We start from the raw sequence: 19,092 nt of genomic DNA, 5'->3' as shown, positions 1-19,092 counted from the left end.
TCATCACCTAGTAAAAAGCGATAGTGATAGCATACCAAAAAGCATATATAAAAATCAACTAATAAGTCTTATCATATTGTACCATCCATGTCTACAAAAATAAAACAAGGGCCTTATTAGGCCCTTGAGTGTTACGGATAAACTAATTCATTTAATTCTTGACGATTTGTAACTGAATAGTTATTTGGGAAATTCATCGGATCTGGAATTTGATTATCTAATTTACTAATCAAGAAGTCCTTAACAATTGTTAACCCTACATCTTCAGTCAATGGGTCGTATGGTTCTACATAATCAATATAACCATTAAATTCTGTTTCATTCATTGCTTGTGCATTCAAGTATAAAGTAGGGATATCTACAGATTGTGCATTATCAATGTCTGTGATTCCAAATGCAACAAATGCATCTACAAGATTTATTAATTCATCTACTTGAACATCCATACTTGAGTCTTCAGTTCCAGTTCTTGATTCAACTGTATCTAGATTTGCATCAATAACTGCTTTAGAAATCATACGTGTTGCAATTAAGGAATTAGCAAGTAATACATTTTTAACATCAGATAAGCTTGTTGTACCTGGGTCAATTAAATCAACCTCAAGTGTTGCAAATCCAAATGCATCCAGTGCATCAGCTAATGCGGTCATTTCTGCTTGAGTCAAATCATCACCTGTATATGCATGTACTTCAAATGCACTATCTGGTATTGAAACATTGGTTGAAACGATTGCATTGGTAATCTTTCTATACACAATGATGGATGATTCTAATGCTAAGTTTCTAAGGACCTCCGGTGTTAATGCTGTTGGGTTTAGACTACCTGCAATTTGTGAGATTGGTTCATCGTTGGCAAGATTTGCATCATTTCCATTTACAGATAATGCTAAGATGTAAAGTGAATCTAAGAGACTTGTAATTTCAGAATTCTTAATCATTTCAAAGGATACATCTAAGAATGCATCTTCTCTAATATCGTTTAATGTGATTGCTGTTACAATACCTTCACTCATAAACTTTTGCATAATTAATGATTGTTCTTGCTGCATCAGTTTCATGTCACCAATTGATAAGTCTCCGACAGTTGCTGATAATGTTTGAACTAAATCCAGTACAGGTTGATCATTATTTGGATTACCATCATTAAATGTAGGATCGAGTACGCCAATGGATGCGAAGAATCTGTTTAATTCAATCTTAGTTAAATCACCAGGACTTAACATATCATATGCATCATCCATAATTCTTGCTGGTGTAACGAAATCTATAATGGTATCACTCATTAATGTTCTTATAATGCTTGAATCTTCATTCAACATATCAATCATTGCTTGAATAGATAAAGTATCTGTATCCATTGCACTGACACTATCTAATACAGGAGCATCTAAATCACTACTTAAGTGTCCTATAGAATCTACCAAACGACCAAGTTCTTGATAACTAATGAGGTCATATTGTGGTACAGATTCATGTATATGATAAGCTTGATCTTGAATATTTAAATCACTAATCAGACTAATATTTAATAGATTTTCTGTAAATAATGCGCGAATGACTATGGAATCGCCTGATTGAATGATGAGATTAATTTGATTAAAGCTTAAGTTCGATGGATTTAATGTATCCATTAACTCTTGAACGGTAAGTGATGGAACTTCATCTAGTGCATTTAATATATTGAATATCTCCTCAATTTCTTGAGAACTCAATACATCTGTATATGTGCTATCTAATGCAAGCGCATGAGGTGTTCCAATTCCTGTTTGTATACCAAAAGTAATAAATCCTCTCATGATATATGAGTTTTGATAGGATATTCCTGTAAGTTTTTCAACAGTGATTTGATTTAGAATGGATGATGAATCACCATTAATTAAATCACCAAAGTTTAAGCCTAAATCTTCAAGAAGTTGACCCAGTGCTTCTAATTCATCTTGAGTTAAATCTTCCTGTAATGCGTTAACGAAAGCTGGATCTGGGATACTAAATAAATTAGCATCAATCAAGAAACCAGATATCAATCGATTCACAATGACAGACTCAACTTGAATGACATTATTAATGTCTTCACCTGTAATGTTATCTAAATTAAACGTTTCACCTTCAGTTGGTAAATCTAAATCCAGGATGATAATAGATTCTAATAACTTACTAAGTTCATCTCTTAATATCCATCCATTATATGATGACATATTATCATTGACCATTGCATGAGCAGGGATGTCTAACATATCGATTGCTGCGATTTGATCGGATAAAGTCTTATAAATAATATCTGAATTTAATAAGTTAGCTCGATTCACTGGATCTGAAGCATATGATTTAATGACTGGGAAGATTGCATTTAAAGCATCTGACCCTTCAAATAAAGTCATAAAATCAATACCTTGATTATCCATCTCCTCAACTAAATCACCAAGAATTGTAAATAGTGCATCGAGTTCAGTTTTCTTGATCCAACCTTCATATTCACCTGATGTTTCTAAGACCACACTTGGTATCTCAAATACTTCTAGTGAAGATAAATTAGAATCTATAAATGAATAAAGTATGTTAGATGAAAGTAATAGATCTCTTTGTTCTTCATTTTTTACATAGTTAATAATAACAGGTAAGATTGTTTCAAACATATCTGCATCAGGAGCCATGACTTCTGATAAAACTAATCCTTCATCATATAAACCAAAGAGTACATCAATGACTAAATCAATCTCATCCATCATGCTAAAACCGTCAATATCGAGTGCTCTATATAAAGGTTCAGTTAACTCTATCGGTTCAGTTAAATATTTTCTAATAAAGACATTACTCATTTGGTTTGTTAAGCTTGTGATAGACTGTCCATCTAAGAATGTATCCATAGCATCTCTAAATAAGACTCTACCGGATTCATTGATTAATAACGTATCTAATATATACATAGGATCATCACCATCACTAATACGTGATGCGATATTTAATGCAGAGATTTTCTCATAAACATCTGCTATCCATAACATTTCTCTTTTTAAGTCATCTTGCGTACTAATGTTGTTTTCAATGATTCCTTTTAATAATGTAAATTCTTCCTCTGTCCATTCAAGTTCAGTAGATGTTAACTGTGAAACGCTAAACTCAATCACAGGATCTAGTAAAACATCGATGACAGATAAAGATGCTATTTGATCTAAAACATCTTTAAACCATACATGATACGTATCATCAGTATTTAGTAATATGGTTATATCTTGTAAGTTTGCTATAAATGATGATAAGTCCACATCTTTGGTTCCATCATTATCTAGATCAATGCCAGGGAAACTAAAGAGTGTTGTATCTAATATTCCTACAAGTTCTCCTAAGGTTTCAGATAAAAACGTTCCTTGATAGGTTCTTATTTTAACTAAAACAGATTCAATTAATGCTTCTTTTTCAGCGTCTGTTTCTAAGAATTGTAGTTGATCTAAAATGTTTTGATCATAGAGTAAAACCTCAAGAAGAGGATCACCCAAGTTCAACATGGATAGTGTTGATAAACGTGATAATGCTGAAATGAATAATGCTTGTTGATCCTCATCAAATGAACCGATGATAGATAAATCCTCCATTGAGGATTGCCAAGCAGCAAAATCCTGAATTTCTAATAAATCTTTAACAGCTAAGTATAAAGAATTGATGTCTTCTGTAATGGATACATCCGTTCCATCAATAGAAGCGATAATATCTTCGACTTGTTCTTCTGTTAAGTATTCAAATCCTTCCATATCACTTGCTAATATAATACCTAATTTAAGAATTGGTTTAAGTCCGGAGTCAATGAGTTGTGATTCAGCAAACTTAGAGAAAAATCCTTGATACTTAAGAATTTCATCATATGTGATTGTGGATGTATCAAATTCTTCACCAGACATGATATAAGGAAGTGCAGCTTTAGCACCTTCTGATGCCCAAGCTAGTTCTTTTCTCCAAATAATAACTTCCCCTTCATTCACTTTAGAACGAAAAGCTAAATCAAACATATAATCTGCAAATCCTTGTTCTTCTACTTTGACATAATCATTAATATAACGAACAAAGTTATATTGATTCGCCTCACTTATAGCAACTGATAATTCTTGATATTCAGCGGATTCAATCTCAACACCTTCATCAATGATTGTATTGAGTAGAATCAATACAGGAAAAATTAGTATAAATCCAGAGAAAGCACCTCTAGCAATACCAACCAATCCACCAAGTAATCTTTGTTTTTTCATATCTTTAACAATAGGTTTAATAAAGAGTGCCCAAGGAATACCAAAGATAACCCATTGGAAAATATATTTTAATATTGTATAGAATAAAACAAACATACCAATCTTCAAACTTAAATCGATAATAGCAAGTAATAGGGGCATTGCTCCTGCAGCTATTACTTGATCTAAGTATTGATTTACATCCATCATTCCAAAGGATGCATATTGCATGTAGAGTCTAAGCATTTCTTCATTCACTAAATCCCTTGTTTGAATCATACCCAAAGCCATGAAAAGTACAAAAACCAAGGCTACTTGACCTATGAAAAACCAAAGGGTTTTCGTAAATCCTCTTTTCATACCCATGAAAAAATGTATTAATGCGAAAAAGCCTAAAACTGCTCCTTGAAAAATTAAAAAGAATAACGGTATTTGACTCATATCAAAACCATTCATATAAATCCCTCCCCATATGACATATATATTATATAACGAATAAGTTTACTTATTTGAAATAAAACATTTTTAAGGATTTAAATAAAAAAAACTCCGTTATCAACAGAGTTATAAATATCTAAATGGTGCACAGTACAAGGATTGAACTTGTGACCCCCTGCACGTCAATTAAAAGACCTAATTTATCCCTCAAAATAAAGGGGGATTTTAATGTCTGTTGATTTAGTTCTTAAAAAACTACATAGTGAGAACAAATTTAACTACATGGGTGATCATCGTAAGTTTAAATTCTTATTGATGCATCTTAACTCAACAGATTTAGTCATTAATTTCTTTATTGAAATACTGAAGTACAAACGTTATCAAGCGAACAAAATAGCTTATAACGTTAAATACGAAAAAATTAGATATCAAAATCAATTAAATAATAAACCTGGTCAAGTTAATTAATGATAGAAAGACTCTATTTAGCGTTTGACCAGGCGTTAAATAGACTCTTTGTGTTATTTATGAGATATCAAATTGTTCCTCTCCTTCTGTTTGATATCTACCATGAATTTACTGTACTCCCCTTGGTACAGTGGATTCAGGAAGCATTAGGTCGATTCTTCCATGTAATCAAACTCTAATGCTTCCTGAATCTAAAAAAGATTACATGGAGGATTTACCAATGAAGTATGAATTTAAAATCAATGGGGTTGATGTAAGCTTACAAGAGTTTTACATGGCAATACATGAGGAAATTGATGGTGATATGGGTTGGCATGAGTTACTAGATACTACTAGTATAGAAATCAATGGTAACACGTATTCTATCGAAGCATCAAGTGATAACAAAAGTGATATTATCATGAACTTTATTAGAAAAATTTGTCATGATAAGATGTGTAGTGAGTATGGTTATAGTCTTAACAGCATCAAAGAATCATTATCTAAGATTGGTTTTAAAACAATTGATTTGAAATGGATTAAGGATGATTATCCTCAGAAGTTTTTGGTTACAACTACTATAGAAAATGAGGGATTCATTATAGAAATTAATGCAGAGGATCTACACGTTTGAACATAATGAGGTATTTATAAAATGTTTAATACGAAATATATTGACTATGATATTAATCAATTAATGAAACTTGTCGTTAGTGAAGTTAAGAGAACATTTACGAATGACTTTGTTATTAAGAAATTGAAGTACTGCAGACAAACAGTATCAGCAATACAAAATAATAAGTATTCAATTAAACAAGCAAAATATTACATCGATGTCTTTCTTCCGATTTTAATCAAACTCGGTTTACTTGTCTAAAGAGGACAACGTTGTCGCCTTAAGGAGGTATTTAAAATGAACATGTATGAATTATTTGTTTCAATTACACAACTTGTTAGGGATAATAATCCAAATTTAGTTATTCATAAAAATAAGAAAATTATGAGTATCGATGTTACTGCCAATGATGAAATGATATTCAATCTAGTAGATAATTCTACTATCAAAATGAAAGTAAAACGATTGGCTCAAATCATTAAAGAACAAGAAAAAGGCAACTAATTTATGAGATGCCTGGTAAAGAATGATTTAGCACTTCACAAAATTTTTGGAGTCGTTAAAGTAATTGAAAATCAATCGATTGATAAATACTTTGTAGCATGTGAATTTATGCTAGGAAATCGAGCAATTACAGGTTGTCAATTAGCGATATCAGCATTAAAAAGGCTAGATAAATTCTCAGAAGAAAGAGGAATGCATCCATGAAAACAACAAGACCTGAAGCACTGGAAAAACTATCATGGAAAGAAATATTAAGACTTCTGGTATCTAAAGAAGAATATGCGCTCATGGAGAATGATGTAAGAAAGTTTATGTCTTACAATCATAAGGTGTCTCCTGGTATATTGAATGCAGTGATGATGAAAGCAATTATCACAGCTAAAAGAGTCCATGGAGAACACACAACAATCAATATCGAGTATTTGAGAATTACATTTGAATCATTTGTTTTTAATAAGCATAAATCAACTCATACACATAAGAAAAGCCAATCATTAGATACCGATAATGAAAGAAAGTACATGGTAAGAAATGTACATCAAGCAGTTGCAAAACTCGATAAAGAAATGAATGATTTAAGGCAAAAAGGAATTGTTACATCAGTTAAAGAAAATCCGGATTTTGTAAATACATATCTCGAGGAATTAAAAGCACTCGAGGAAAAACATTACCTACAATCAAATACCAATTAAAGGGGTTTAAAATTGAGCAATAAATATCTACTTAAGAAAATTGAATATGTTCATAAGCAAGAAGAGCGTAATAACTCAATTTTTATTGCTATCAAATTAGCTCTATTATTCTTCCAAAAAGTAATTGCGGGTCAATCAATCCAGGATTCCAATGAAAGACTGTGTGAAGTCTTACAATGTAGTTTATCTGGATTACATTATGCCTTTAGAATCCTGGAGGCCAATGGTATACTTACAAGAACATATGCTGATGATAACAAGTTTACTCGTACACAATTTATATTTAACCTGGAGAAGTTTGTTTCATGGCTAAAACTCACTAAATATGATGATGAGTATATTAATGCACCTAAGCGTAGTTTTAAACGTGCTGTAGTCAATCAAACATCAATAATCATCAAAGATGTTAGATCCAAAGTAGAACGTGCGATAGCTGAAATTAAAAGAATTGAAAAGATTACAGATAGAAAAGTCTTAGAAGATAAAATCAAAGTGATTACAGCAAAAGTTGAACGTGATTATACACGTTATTTAAAGCATCTAAAAACTCGTGCAACTAAACTTGCAAAGACTGAAGCAAGACGTCAAGAAAAAGCATATAAAGATTCGTTAATAAAGACTATAATTGAAATGTCGATGTCATATGGCCATAAACCACCTGATAGCTTAAAAACTGCATAAAATGGAAATGAGGACATAACTGTTCTCGTTTATCATTATTATAAAATCAGAAAAAATGAAAAAATACATCTAAAGAACCGTTGAGGTTCTTTTTTTTACCTAAAAAAGTAACTTAAGTTGCACCCATTATTTTTACATTTGTTAATTTGTATGCCCCTATTTTACTTCCTTCGCACCATAGTATTGGTCTAGTATTAATCTAAATATGTAATTCTATTTAATATTGAGCAATCTATCGGTGGTGGCTCTCAGTGAAAAAATGTTTTCTATGCATCTGTAGAGAACGATAAAGACAGGGTCTAAAACATTTTTGGCCGCTTTATAAAAAAAGTCATTGCAAGTAACTACAAAAATGAAGATTGGTTTGACTTTTTTTTCGCCACCTGGCCTTTAAAAACACGTTTAAAATACATGCTTACGCATGTTGACCATTGGTTTGGAATTAAACGATAAGTGGAAGATCTAAACAATGATTTGTTAGATTTTTAAAGAAAATAAGTTTTTTTACAGACAAAAGTTTACTGGCTAATTTGATTTATGTTGATTTTAACGATAAATTGTGATTGATAAGCATTGCTTATTAAATTATTTGGCTATATGCCAGGAAGGTTGTTTTTATGAAAAAGATTTTTAGTTTTCTTTTAATGGTGTTTACTGCATCAGTTGGATTGCTTGCAGTTTCTACACAGAATGTTTATGCAACTTCTAGTTTGATGACTGTCTATGATACTGAGAATGAAGTTACATTAGGCACGGCATCTAATCAGATTGAAGTTCATGCATTCTATTTTGCAAGTGAAGGTCAACTTAGTTTAGACAGTGGCGCACCGATTGATGTCAAAGGTTCACTTATTGAAATTTCAATCAATGCACAAACATATGTTTATTTACCTGAAGATGAAATCACATTAGGTGTTGCAACAAATAGCATTGTGATCAATATTGGATATTATGCAAGTGAGGCTCAAATCAGTTTAGACGGTGGCGCACCGATTGATATCAAAGGTTATTATGTAAAGCTATTATTTGCACCAAGTGATACAACAAGACCGACAATATCCGGAGAAGAGAATTTTGCAACCTCTGTGAACGATTTAAGACCACTTTCATTCTTCCAAGGGTTTTTATATGCATATGATGAAACCGACGGCGATATCACGGATTCTATCTATATAGTTACAGATAATTACACATCTAATATGTCTATTTTAGGAAGATACGAAGTTAAGTTTGCTGTTGAGGATTCTGCAGGTAATTTAACAGAGCTTGTTGCATATATTAATGTCGTCGATATCACTGCACCTGTAATATCTGGTAACACGAATGTTGCTGAAGTAAGTTATACACAAACTTATAACATATCAACATTTAGATCGACTTTGACAATTACCGATAATTATCATAATCTTACAAACTCTAATATTGTTGTTGAAACGGATAACTACACATCAAATAAAACAGTACCAGGAACTTATAGTATTGTATTTGCTGCAACTGATCCTTCAGGTAATAAAACAACATTTACAAAACAAGTGAAAGTTATTGATGATATTGCACCGGTCTTCTCAGGTACAACATTAATAACAAAACCAAGCAATTCTATTTTGACCGTTGCAAACATTCAATCACAGCTTTCTGCAGTCGATGCAATCGAAGGAAATAAGACCGCTCAAATCACTGTTCAATCGGACGGATTTACCGGAAACGGTAACCGTGTAGGTTCTTATGACATTGTGTTCCAGGTACAAGATACTAAAGGGAATAAATCAACGCATACAGTTACTGTCAATGTTGTTGATAATATTGCTCCAATTATCTATATCAAAGACAATGTATCAATCGTGTTAAAGGCTAATGAAGTTTTAACTAGAGACCAAATCATTCAAATCTTACAAGTTACAGAACAAATTCAAAACGTAAATCAAACAACTGTTTTCTCTTTTGAAATTGATGAGTACTCAGGTAATGAATCCACTGTTGGCCTATACATGATGAGCGTACGTGTCTCTAATGTATCAGGTAACGAAAGTGTACATAACATGATGATTAATGTTGTAGAGGGCGATAGCGAAGATGACATCACTGTTGAAGAACCACATTTTGAATGGTATGAGCACGTTTGGAATTTCATTGTAGCTGTATTCAATTTTGTCATCGATGTCTTTGTAAATATTTGGAATTTCATTGTTGGTATTTGGAATTGGGTTGTTGGTTTGTTTCAAGCTGAAGAGGTAGCATTTGCTTACTTTATCAGAAGATATTAGAAAATAGGAGGATTCTCCAATGCTTAAAAAAATATTTATTATCATGAGTTTAATAGTCAGTGCGTTTGCACTGACTATCAACTCTTCTTATGCTTTAGATACTTGGGAGTTAAATGATGACGGTTATCACTATTACACTCAAAATCTACAGTTTGGAAACTCCATAACTATCGCGGTGGATCCAAGTGAGGTATTAGAAATTTTTGACTATAATCTTAACATTTATGTTGTTCCTAAATCAACATCAGGTATTGCACAAAATCAAGTTAAAATCACATTTGATTATGATGATGTACCAGGTTATTTTGGTTTATATTATGAGTATGCAGATAAGTCCTATCTTGCAATATCTTTTGTATCTAATCAAGCTGTAGAGATTAAAGTTAGGAAACTATCAGATATTACAAATATACCTGATGATGATTTGCTCGATGTCTCTGAATTACCTCAAACCAAGAATGAGGGAAATTTTCTCATGGATGTTGGCCATGTAAATTTTTCTGTGCAAGATAGAAAAGTTTTAATAACAATCACTTATTTTGGTACACACAAAATTGTTTATGATATGGGTATTCAAACTGATATGAGTTTATTTAATTCTACTGAAGCATATTACGTGAATTTATCCGGAGATGATCCACAAATATTCATCAACAATTCAGACAATTATTATCTTAAAGACATGTTGTCAAGTGATTCTAAAACTTTTGTAAAGCATACGATTTGGAACTTAAAAACAAATGAACTTACACATGTCAACGAATATAAAGCATACACTTACATTAAGCAAAATGATGAAGGTGTTTTAATTGCATATTTTTATACAGATACTTTTGTCATGGATAGGATTTTAACTGCAGAACTTGAATATACCTCCAGGATAAGAACGGACAAGTTTGGATTTATAACCGAGTATACTGATTGGAATCGACGCCAATTTAACTATACATCAGATGATGCACTTTCGTATTTAAACCTAAGTGTTGATTGGAACTTGCTTGTACCTGGTTGGGGGTTACATTCACTTGGTATTAATCCTTTAACTGCAGTAACAATACCTAGGATTGATGTAGTTAACTTCTCAAATATGACAAACTATAACATTACTCAAAATGAAGTTAAAACATACTTTGAGAGTCTTTACGATTCATTTGAAAACAATATCCAGGAGGATTCCTATAAGTTATTTGCTTTTGCACTCTCAGACGGTGCATTAATTGATACCGGAATTGTTAAGATGCAAACAGAAATTTATAACAATAAAAATAATCCGGAAGATCCTCACAACTTTCAAATATTTCATATTGTTTATGAGACAAACGGACATATTTATCAAACTGTAGGAGAAGACATCGATGTCGTTGTTGATACTGACCCAGACATATCAACACCAGATAATATCTTTAGTGCATTAGAACAATTATTGAAGATGTTTACGGACTTCCAACAATTTATGTCTTCCTTAAATTGGAACGATACACTTACAATCGTTATAGCTGTTGTTGTAGGTCTTATTATCTTAATCATAATAAAGTCTCTTGAGACGGTTATTTCCGTAATTAAAATGATATTTGGAGCAATTAAACTTGTATTCATGGGCATTCTTAATCTAGTCAAGTTTATCTTTAGCATACCAGGAAAATTATTCAAGTTTTTAAAGTTTTTATTCATACCTAAAAAGAAAAATAAATATAAAAGGAGTTACAGAAAATGATTACTGCACTTGTTATTTATCTATTCACATTACCAGTTAGAATCCTCAAAGGATTACACAAAGCATTTCATGCACTATTCATACCTAAGGCCAAACCTAAAAAACGAGGTCGATAATGACTGTTACTAAAAAGTTGGCCTTGACTGTTGATGAGATATCAGAGTTTAACTATAAGCTTGATAGATCTATTACGAAAGGTATATCAAAGTTCATTTTAAAATATAACGATTTTGTCATGGATGAAAGAGTTTATGAACCTATTAGATACTTAACCAAGCCTTTACATAAAATATGGATTGGTGCTTGGTTAAGGAATCTAAGAAAGTCATATGAGGATTATCCATTCAATAAGCCTGGTGTATATGTTTGTGTTGGAGAACCTGGATCAGGTAAATCCTCACTCGCCATGGAGATTATGACAAGACTACTTGTAAAGACCGGTAAAGGATCATATATCAACACTGCAATCGAAGTCCCTAGAGTTGATGAAAAAACATTTAGAAAATATCTACATCATCCTAGGTTTGAAATTACAGACTTTTTCGATAAAGGGGAGATTGTTGCATATCCAAATCATTTTCAATTTGCATCGATGCATATTGATGAAGCTCATATGCTTTGGAACTATCGACAAAACCAATCCGATGAGTACATGAAAACTTTTAAACCCTTCATGAAATATGCAGTAGGGGTTAGACATTATATCAAATATATCTTTTTATATACTCAAATGGAAAAAGTCGATACGCAGTTGATGAGCTTAGGCCAAAAGAACTTCTTTGAGGTTCAAGTTAGAAAAGGATTTAATTACGCCTTATGGTTAATAAATGGACGATTTGAAACAACAATACTCGGTTGGGATTTAACATTCTTTAATATGCAATCAAATGGTTCAGGTGGTTGGGTTAAGCATCCATACAAGCAATACTTCTTACCTAGAACGTTTGACCTGGCGTTCTTTGATACATTCAACTTAAGAAGTAATTTAGGGTCAGTAAAATTTGATAATAGATTTAAAACGGAGGTAGTGAAACGATGAACCAAGATATATGGTTTCAAATATTTGAATATACACTCATGGGTGCTTTTATTGTAATTGCTTCTACACTGATATTTCTTCTAGGTATGTTTATTTTTGCAACAGCTATGTACATATTTCCAGCCAAGCAAGTTAAGATTGATTTAAAGAAAATTGCTGAGACAGAAATTGAATCCAGGATATATCTGGATGAGTATCAATTCACGATAGCAAACCAACACTTTAATGAAAAAATTGAAGAGAAAGAAAAACAACTTAAGAATATTGAAAATCAAATCAGGAGTAAAGCTGCAGCATTAAAAAGTATAGATGCAAAGCTTCAAACTGAAACAAGTTCTAAAGGTAAAAAAGGATCTAAAAAGAAAATAGAACCTATTCTAAAAGATGTCGATATATCTGATGATACAAATGAGGATGAAGTGATTTAGTTTATATATACTTTAGTATATATATAAATACTATTATCCGGAAGTTGAAATATCACACACAACAAAATTTTAAACCCTAGGAGGAATACACATGGGATTATTAAAAAAGAAAGTAACAGCATCTAAACGTAAGACGAAAACATCAAAAAAACCTACAGTTAAAAAACAATCTTCTTATGATGAATATAACGCACGTATCAGAGTTAATAATAATACTGGTAAATCTGAATTGATATCAATTCGTAAAGCACAAAAGAAGTCGAGTAAATAAACATGAAATTACTTAAGTCTAATATTAAACAACTAACAAGTAATCGATTAAATCCTCATAAATTTTCAAAGAAAAAGAAGGTTCAAACTCTATACAAAAAGAGAAATCCAACTCACTCAGGAGAAATATATTTCATGCATCCTTCTCATCTAGTTCCTAAAGGAGAAATGAAAAAGTATATGAAGAAAAAGGGTAATGCTAATCCTAGACCTGTAGCTATCATTAAAGCAAATCACGATAAGACTGCTAAAGTCGCTCAAATATATGGCACTCCAGGTAATCCTAAAAATATTACACAGAAAAAGAGAATTAAACTTCATCAAACAAATCTGAAAAAAAGTAGTTGGATTGATACTAATGATAAGGATATATCAGAGAAAACCAAGAAAAAATTCAAAGTTGGCGTGTCACCTCTGAACAAGAAAAAAGGTATTGTACATCCTAATGATATGAAACGTAGAGATAAAATATCTGGTATAAACAAACAAAAAAAGCTGACTTAGTTGACAGCTTTTTTCCATCAGTTAAACTGACGACCCAGATATTTGGGGGTAGGGACTGGATACCCATGTATCAGTATCTTATAACAATGTTATATTTTTGTCAAGCCAAGTTATCCACATATTTTGTGGAAAACTTCATGTTGCTTTTGTAAGGCTGTCAAGTATAATATACTTTGTATACGGTTGGCCAACCTTTCAAAAATTGAAAGGGATAACACAATGAATATAAACAAATCAATAATGAACTATTATGAACTAACCAAATCTAGCTATGAAAATAGCACCAATCAATATCACTTAAGGATAGTAAATCATATAATAAATGCATGTGATGCACTTAAGATAAAAAAATTGGAAAAAGTTGATATAAATGTTGGATATAAAATAATAACCTATTTAAAAAATAACACTTCAAATGGTAATAACTCTATAAAGAAAATCATTAACTATTTGCGTAAAGTGATGCAGCATTATAGGATAACCACTTCCATCGTTGATCTACCCCATTTACCTAGTGACACTAAGCCTTTTGAGAGGTTCTATCATGATGATTTAAAACTAATCATAGATTATGTTAAAAATCTTAATTCAAGTAAAAATAGTCTTGTCTATAAAACTCTTTTGTTTCTTTTACTGGATTCTGGATTAAGAATCTCAGAAGCTTTATCCATAAAAATCAAAGAAATAGATTTTAGAAATAGAATGATATCAGTATACTCAGGTAAAACTAGAAAACATAGGTATGCTCCTTTCTCTGATTTTTCATATAACTTTTTAATTCAATTAGTTCAAATACAATCTGATAGAATTTATCTTTTCCATAATTTTATTAAAGACAGATTGATTAATAAAAATGATATAAAATTATTCTACAGAAGACTTAAATCTAAACTAAAAATTGAGAGAATTCATACACATCGTTTTAGAAAAACATTTGCATCCATATTAATAGAGAATGGTTTAAACATAGACGATCTGCAAAAGTTATTTGATCACTCCAGGATAGAAACTACAATTAAATACGTCCAACATGATGAAAAGCGAGCACTCAAAGAATACAGATTATATAATGATTGGGGAGTATAATAAAAAATGAAGGTTTTTAGCCTTCATTTTCTATTGTTAAGATATTTCACTGTTTTCAATATTAAATGTAATATTTATTAGATTATGTTTCCTATTTTATAAACTTCTTAAACACTGTTTCTGTAAAAACCGTTGCTATTTTTTTACCTCTTTCAACAATATATTCAGGTGTAATAGTTTCCTGTCTGCTTAGATTATCATTAAAAATATTACTAAAGATACTTACATAAGGATTACTAATGATTTCTGTTTTTTTACCGATAACTCCATCTTTTGTCTCCCAAATTTTGTTAGAAATACTCTGGTTTACTTTCTTTGATAGTAACAAGAAATTTCCAAATCCATATATTATTCCTTCTCCATTATCTTTAATTTCATCTTTCCAAAAAGGATATTCTTTAGTCCATCTTGTATATTCTTGAGGTACAATATGCTCTAAATCTGTACCTTTATTACCAATTACGAATGCACTATCACTCTTGATTTTATATAAAGCAGTAAGTACAAATAATGCTTTCCCGGTCTTATTATCAAATGATATGCTTGGATCAATTATTTTATCATATGTGTTTGTATCTTTTTCTAAACCTTCAAAAATATCTTCTTTGTTCTCTAATATGTTTTGTAAAATGACTGCTAAGCCATGTTTAGTAGTTCCAGGTGATTGTCTAACTATATTATTTTGTAAGATAATGTATGTCAAAATTTCTATAGTTTTTTCTGATACTTTTTTGTCAGTGATACCATTCATTTCACTTAAAGCAATAAAAAGAGGATAAATTTGCTTAATAGCTGTTATTGAAACGATTGTGTTTATTGCTCTGAAGTTCTCATTATCATCATATATTAATCCATATAGTACTTCTAACCTTGATATAATTTTTTCTATATATGACTTTGATTCAGGGTCTCTAAGTTTTTTATTAATAAATGTAAATACCTTAGCTGTAGTAATTACAAATTGTTCAACTTGCACAGCATAAAGTAAATATGAATCAATAATCTCAGACTTTTTAACTTTATCATCAAATTTATTGTAGATATGATCCCACTTATAAATAATGCTTTTTTTATCCTTGAATATTTGATGGACTCTTGCATGTAATAATTGTGAAATACTTAGGGGCTTTCCAGTAGAATTAGTACTATAAAATAAGCCTTCAGCATCTGAGTCATTTTTGGCATCTAGAATAAGCATCTCAATTTTTTTCGTAAGAATATCATATAGTTTATCTAATACCTCTTCATTATCAATTTTATTAATCCAACTTGAAATGAGTTTAAAGGCTTGTTCTAATAAACTATTATTTTTCTTCTTAGTACTTGAAAAACCCAAAATATATTCAAGTGCATCTCTATCTCTTGGTTGAACTGTAATTCTAACCTCATCAATATACTCATCACTACTATTTCTACTTGTGAAAGTATATGCTTGTTTTAAAACTTCAATCTTTTTCTTATACTTTATGTCATGTGTAGCATTATATTTTTCCAGAAATTTGCTTGATGCAGCTTTGCAAAATAGAATGTAAGTTAATATTCTTTGTTGACCATCATATACATAAGTAAGATTATCATTTTGATAAAATATACCTTGTCCAATTGCAATATTTATTTCATTATTATCAATTTCATCTAATCCTGAAAACTCTAACATTTGAGATATATCAGCATAAAAATCTTCAATATGCTCTGCTTCCCATGCATAAGGTCTTTGTACTGTAGGAATTTCCAGTTTACCTTCTTTTAGATGTTGAAATAGACTTCGATAGGTAGGGTGTTGCATTTTTTTGGTGTTGATAATTGGCATATTAATATCCTCTTTCTTCAAATTTGTAAACTGTTGATTCAACCAAATTAACTATACATTTATCACATATAAAAAGGATGTTTACTATACTACTTCTCGTTTTATCTTTAATGTTTTTAAAGACAGGAAAAATTGCTTTTCTATGAATATGATTTGAATTATGCTGACAATAATCAGTTTTTATATTCAAAAACTTAAGTAATAGTGGTATGTATTTATATTTTTCAAGAAAAACGCCCATCTTAAACATATCTACAATTTCATCATCATTTTTAAATAGTTCATCAATATCTTTCATTATTTCACTTGAAGCAGAGAAAAAATATTTGGATTCAACTTTTTCAACCTTGATTTCTTTCCGGTTCATTAAACTATTTGAATTGCTTAAATTTGATGAAAGTATATTATTGAGTAATACTTTCAATTTAGACTTTCCTTTGGCAGACTTGCTTTCTTCCATTAACTCTATGGGTATTTCTACATTTGATATAAGATCTTCATATACATCTTGAATTTCTTTAGAGCTTATTTGATCCCCTTCTAAACATACAATTTCCATAATAATTAGTTCCTTCAATAAAAAAGTTATATTTTTCATTTCTGGCTCTAATAATAATTTTGGATATCGTACAATTACTTCTAACAATACTTCCCCTATCATTATATCCCCTTCTTTAAAACAAAAATGTATTCTTTATTTTTCTTAACTATTTGTTTATCGCTTCTACCGCTTTTTAGTTTTGAATAATCAATATCTATCGCTTCTTTTGGTTCAAGACTACCATATTTTTTAAGCATTTCAGTCATTTGACTATAGCTAATAATCCCCTCTGAATTATAAGATATAAGTATCCATGATGCATTTAAATTTCTCACTAAATCTTCCATACTACTTAAAGCTTCACTCTTTTTACAATAGTTACTCGATTTCCAGTTAGATGGGATTCCTGATACTCTGCTTACTTCAACATCAGGCATTTTATTCGATAGTATTAAATTGAGCATGAAATAATTTGAACCATATGAATGTTGATTATATGGTGAATCAATATAAGCTATATCAATCTTAGGTAAGTCTCTGATTAATTCATTAGTGTCTCTTTTATAAATATAAACTTCAGAATCAAAATCACTTAATATCGGTTTTTCTATTGTTATTTTCCCTAGAATTCTTTTTAGAGAATCAGAATTTGTACCGCCAAATTTACCAATTTTTGTTTCTTTATCCTTATAGAATCCTTTAAACATTCCACCTGTATTAACATGAACTGATGCTTTATACAATAGCGGTGCTAAAAAGAACTTCTTCATTTCATTTGGAACTATTTTATCAATAGCCCGTCTATATGTATCTATTCTGATTGCATTGTCATTAGTATAGAAACATCGATCATCTTTAACAATGTTCCGGTCATCTTTTGGTGAATAATTGGAACGAATAATACCATTCTTAACTTTTTTATAATTCAGTACTTTTTCTAATAAATCATCAAATTTCCCTTCATTAAAATCATTTTTATTTGTAAGATAGCATTGATTAATAATCTCTGAATACTCCTCAAAGTCATTAACGTGTAATTTACCAGCATAAGTCTTCATCATACGTGCTACTACACCAGATCCAGAGAACAAATCAGCCATAACTATTTCTTCTCGATTAACGCCTTGGTACTCACTATTTAAAATGTCGATTATAACTTGATTAATACTTGACAACAAATTCCTTTTATTTCCCAAGTATGTTATTAACTGATTCGTATAAAATGTATTATTGCCCACTTATTCAATCCCCATTCTAATGATTTTATACATTCATTTCTAATATTTGAATAAATTGTATAAAACACTTCCTTCAAATATAGTTTTCAATTATTAAAAATCTTTTTTTATAAAAAATGCCGCATTAAAAAATGTGGCTTATTGCTCAACATCATCTTTTAAAAGACTTTGTAAGTATTCTGTATATTTATTATATGCTTCTTCAAAACCAAGGAGCTCGTCTGGTGTAACCTCTAAAGCTAAGCATAATTTAATGATTTGATTCTGATCTAACTTTCGTTCTTCAGATTCTATTCTAGATGCTGCTGCTTGAGTTATACCTAATATTTCTGCAATATCTTGTTGCTTCAAACCTTTACTCAATCTAATATCTCTGAGTTTTAGCATTTTAATCACTCACTTTCATTGACATATATGTCTATTTGGTATATCATATACCCATAGATATGTCGAATTGGCATGTTGTGACACTTCCAGGTGTTGCTAAAAGGGATAATTTAGGTTTTAAAAATGGTGCACAGTACAAGGATTGAACTTGTGACCCCCTGCACGTCAATTAAAAGACCTAATTTATCCCTCAAAATAAAGGGGGATTTTAATGTC

Annotated in this window: 19 protein-coding genes; 14 read left to right on the top strand and 5 right to left on the bottom strand. The window is 30.7% G+C overall.

Annotation, left to right across the window (positions count from 1 at the left end; genetic code table 11):
* Positions 1-131: 131 nt before the first annotated feature.
* The gene (locus B5X49_RS00095) at positions 132-4,673 is read right to left on the bottom strand and encodes a hypothetical protein (RefSeq protein WP_045749189.1); all 4,542 of its coding nucleotides are present in this window, start codon (positions 4,671-4,673) and stop codon (positions 132-134) included.
* Between the two features lie 210 nt (positions 4,674-4,883).
* On the opposite strand from B5X49_RS00095, the gene B5X49_RS00090 reads away from it, so the two are divergent.
* The 14 genes from B5X49_RS00090 to B5X49_RS00025 all read left to right on the top strand — a co-directional run bounded on the left by B5X49_RS00090 (position 4,884) and on the right by B5X49_RS00025 (position 14,900).
* On the top strand, positions 4,884-5,123 hold the full coding sequence (locus tag B5X49_RS00090; RefSeq protein ID WP_045749188.1) for a hypothetical protein: 240 nt from the start codon (positions 4,884-4,886) through the stop codon (positions 5,121-5,123).
* A 178-nt stretch (positions 5,124-5,301) separates the two neighbouring features.
* Entirely contained in the window at positions 5,302-5,736 is a 435-nt protein-coding gene (locus B5X49_RS00085) for a hypothetical protein (RefSeq protein ID WP_115734959.1), read from the top strand.
* Between the two features lie 21 nt (positions 5,737-5,757).
* Entirely contained in the window at positions 5,758-5,979 is a 222-nt protein-coding gene (locus tag B5X49_RS00080; protein WP_045749186.1) for a hypothetical protein, read from the top strand.
* Positions 5,980-6,015: 36 nt separating this feature from the next.
* The gene (locus B5X49_RS00075) at positions 6,016-6,222 is read left to right on the top strand and encodes a hypothetical protein (protein ID WP_045749185.1); all 207 of its coding nucleotides are present in this window, start codon (positions 6,016-6,018) and stop codon (positions 6,220-6,222) included.
* Between the two features lie 3 nt (positions 6,223-6,225).
* Positions 6,226-6,426 (top strand): hypothetical protein, encoded by a 201-nt coding sequence (locus tag B5X49_RS00070; protein ID WP_045749184.1) that lies wholly within the window; start codon positions 6,226-6,228, stop codon positions 6,424-6,426.
* Positions 6,423-6,914, top strand: a complete 492-nt coding sequence (locus tag B5X49_RS00065; protein ID WP_045749183.1) for a hypothetical protein — start codon at positions 6,423-6,425, stop codon at positions 6,912-6,914. The genes B5X49_RS00070 and B5X49_RS00065 overlap by 4 nt, the downstream gene beginning before the upstream one ends.
* A gap of 12 nt (positions 6,915-6,926) precedes the next feature.
* The gene (locus B5X49_RS00060) at positions 6,927-7,595 is read left to right on the top strand and encodes a hypothetical protein (RefSeq protein WP_052669948.1); all 669 of its coding nucleotides are present in this window, start codon (positions 6,927-6,929) and stop codon (positions 7,593-7,595) included.
* 617 nt (positions 7,596-8,212) lie between these two features.
* Entirely contained in the window at positions 8,213-9,859 is a 1,647-nt protein-coding gene (locus tag B5X49_RS00055; protein ID WP_079560549.1) for a hypothetical protein, read from the top strand.
* A 19-nt stretch (positions 9,860-9,878) separates the two neighbouring features.
* Positions 9,879-11,573 carry a hypothetical protein gene (locus B5X49_RS00050; protein ID WP_079560548.1) on the top strand — a complete coding sequence of 565 codons (1,695 nt, stop codon included), beginning with the start codon at positions 9,879-9,881 and terminating at the stop codon, positions 11,571-11,573.
* Between the two features lie 115 nt (positions 11,574-11,688).
* The gene (locus B5X49_RS00045; RefSeq protein ID WP_045749181.1) at positions 11,689-12,612 is read left to right on the top strand and encodes an ATP-binding protein; all 924 of its coding nucleotides are present in this window, start codon (positions 11,689-11,691) and stop codon (positions 12,610-12,612) included.
* Positions 12,609-13,040: a hypothetical protein gene (locus B5X49_RS00040; protein ID WP_045749180.1), complete on the top strand. Its 432-nt coding sequence runs from the start codon at positions 12,609-12,611 to the stop codon at positions 13,038-13,040. Before B5X49_RS00045 ends, B5X49_RS00040 begins: the two co-directional genes overlap by 4 nt.
* 91 nt (positions 13,041-13,131) lie before the next feature.
* On the top strand, positions 13,132-13,311 hold the full coding sequence (locus B5X49_RS00035; protein ID WP_045749179.1) for a hypothetical protein: 180 nt from the start codon (positions 13,132-13,134) through the stop codon (positions 13,309-13,311).
* Positions 13,312-13,313: 2 nt separating this feature from the next.
* The gene (locus B5X49_RS00030; RefSeq protein WP_045749178.1) at positions 13,314-13,814 is read left to right on the top strand and encodes a hypothetical protein; all 501 of its coding nucleotides are present in this window, start codon (positions 13,314-13,316) and stop codon (positions 13,812-13,814) included.
* A gap of 240 nt (positions 13,815-14,054) precedes the next feature.
* Positions 14,055-14,900: a tyrosine-type recombinase/integrase gene (locus B5X49_RS00025; RefSeq protein ID WP_211026738.1), complete on the top strand. Its 846-nt coding sequence runs from the start codon at positions 14,055-14,057 to the stop codon at positions 14,898-14,900.
* 91 nt (positions 14,901-14,991) lie between these two features.
* Here the strand turns inward: B5X49_RS00025 and B5X49_RS00020 are convergent, their stop codons facing one another.
* The 4 genes from B5X49_RS00020 to B5X49_RS00005 all read right to left on the bottom strand — a co-directional run bounded on the left by B5X49_RS00020 (position 14,992) and on the right by B5X49_RS00005 (position 18,876).
* Positions 14,992-16,710, bottom strand: coding sequence for a DUF262 domain-containing protein (locus B5X49_RS00020; protein WP_045749176.1), 1,719 nt, complete (start codon positions 16,708-16,710; stop codon positions 14,992-14,994).
* A gap of 1 nt (position 16,711) precedes the next feature.
* Complete coding sequence (locus B5X49_RS00015) at positions 16,712-17,371, bottom strand: hypothetical protein (protein ID WP_045749175.1); 660 nt, start codon at positions 17,369-17,371, stop codon at positions 16,712-16,714.
* A complete protein-coding gene (locus tag B5X49_RS00010; RefSeq protein ID WP_045749174.1) occupies positions 17,371-18,489 on the bottom strand; it encodes a DNA adenine methylase in 1,119 nt (372 codons plus the stop codon). Before B5X49_RS00010 ends, B5X49_RS00015 begins: the two co-directional genes overlap by 1 nt.
* Positions 18,490-18,627: 138 nt before the next feature.
* Positions 18,628-18,876, bottom strand: coding sequence for a helix-turn-helix domain-containing protein (locus B5X49_RS00005; RefSeq protein WP_045749173.1), 249 nt, complete (start codon positions 18,874-18,876; stop codon positions 18,628-18,630).
* Positions 18,877-19,092 lie beyond the last annotated feature (216 nt).

Origin of the sequence: Acholeplasma oculi (genome assembly GCF_900166985.1) — a bacterium.
Classification (GTDB): Bacteria; Bacillota_I; Bacilli_A; order Acholeplasmatales; family Acholeplasmataceae; genus Acholeplasma; species Acholeplasma oculi.
Note: the sequence above shows the minus strand (reverse complement) of the source record. Positions and strands in the feature narration are given on the sequence as shown.

Bases quoted from the DNA above. Each gene is read 5' to 3' on its own strand.
- B5X49_RS00070 (WP_045749184.1), top strand. From the start codon at position 6,226: ATGAGATGCCTGGTAAAGAATGATTTAGCACTTCACAAAATTTTTGGA.
- B5X49_RS00085 (WP_115734959.1), top strand. From the start codon at position 5,302: ATGCTTCCTGAATCTAAAAAAGATTACATGGAGGATTTACCAATGAAG.
- B5X49_RS00080 (WP_045749186.1), top strand. From the start codon at position 5,758: ATGTTTAATACGAAATATATTGACTATGATATTAATCAATTAATGAAA.
- B5X49_RS00090 (WP_045749188.1), top strand. From the start codon at position 4,884: ATGTCTGTTGATTTAGTTCTTAAAAAACTACATAGTGAGAACAAATTT.
- B5X49_RS00030 (WP_045749178.1), top strand. From the start codon at position 13,314: ATGAAATTACTTAAGTCTAATATTAAACAACTAACAAGTAATCGATTA.
- B5X49_RS00095 (WP_045749189.1), bottom strand. From the start codon at position 4,673: ATGAATGGTTTTGATATGAGTCAAATACCGTTATTCTTTTTAATTTTT.
- B5X49_RS00045 (WP_045749181.1), top strand. From the start codon at position 11,689: ATGACTGTTACTAAAAAGTTGGCCTTGACTGTTGATGAGATATCAGAG.
- B5X49_RS00025 (WP_211026738.1), top strand. From the start codon at position 14,055: ATGAACTATTATGAACTAACCAAATCTAGCTATGAAAATAGCACCAAT.
- B5X49_RS00050 (WP_079560548.1), top strand. From the start codon at position 9,879: ATGCTTAAAAAAATATTTATTATCATGAGTTTAATAGTCAGTGCGTTT.
- B5X49_RS00040 (WP_045749180.1), top strand. From the start codon at position 12,609: ATGAACCAAGATATATGGTTTCAAATATTTGAATATACACTCATGGGT.
- B5X49_RS00020 (WP_045749176.1), bottom strand. From the start codon at position 16,710: ATGCCAATTATCAACACCAAAAAAATGCAACACCCTACCTATCGAAGT.
- B5X49_RS00055 (WP_079560549.1), top strand. From the start codon at position 8,213: ATGAAAAAGATTTTTAGTTTTCTTTTAATGGTGTTTACTGCATCAGTT.
- B5X49_RS00005 (WP_045749173.1), bottom strand. From the start codon at position 18,876: ATGCTAAAACTCAGAGATATTAGATTGAGTAAAGGTTTGAAGCAACAA.
- B5X49_RS00035 (WP_045749179.1), top strand. From the start codon at position 13,132: ATGGGATTATTAAAAAAGAAAGTAACAGCATCTAAACGTAAGACGAAA.
- B5X49_RS00015 (WP_045749175.1), bottom strand. From the start codon at position 17,371: ATGATAGGGGAAGTATTGTTAGAAGTAATTGTACGATATCCAAAATTA.
- B5X49_RS00075 (WP_045749185.1), top strand. From the start codon at position 6,016: ATGAACATGTATGAATTATTTGTTTCAATTACACAACTTGTTAGGGAT.
- B5X49_RS00065 (WP_045749183.1), top strand. From the start codon at position 6,423: ATGAAAACAACAAGACCTGAAGCACTGGAAAAACTATCATGGAAAGAA.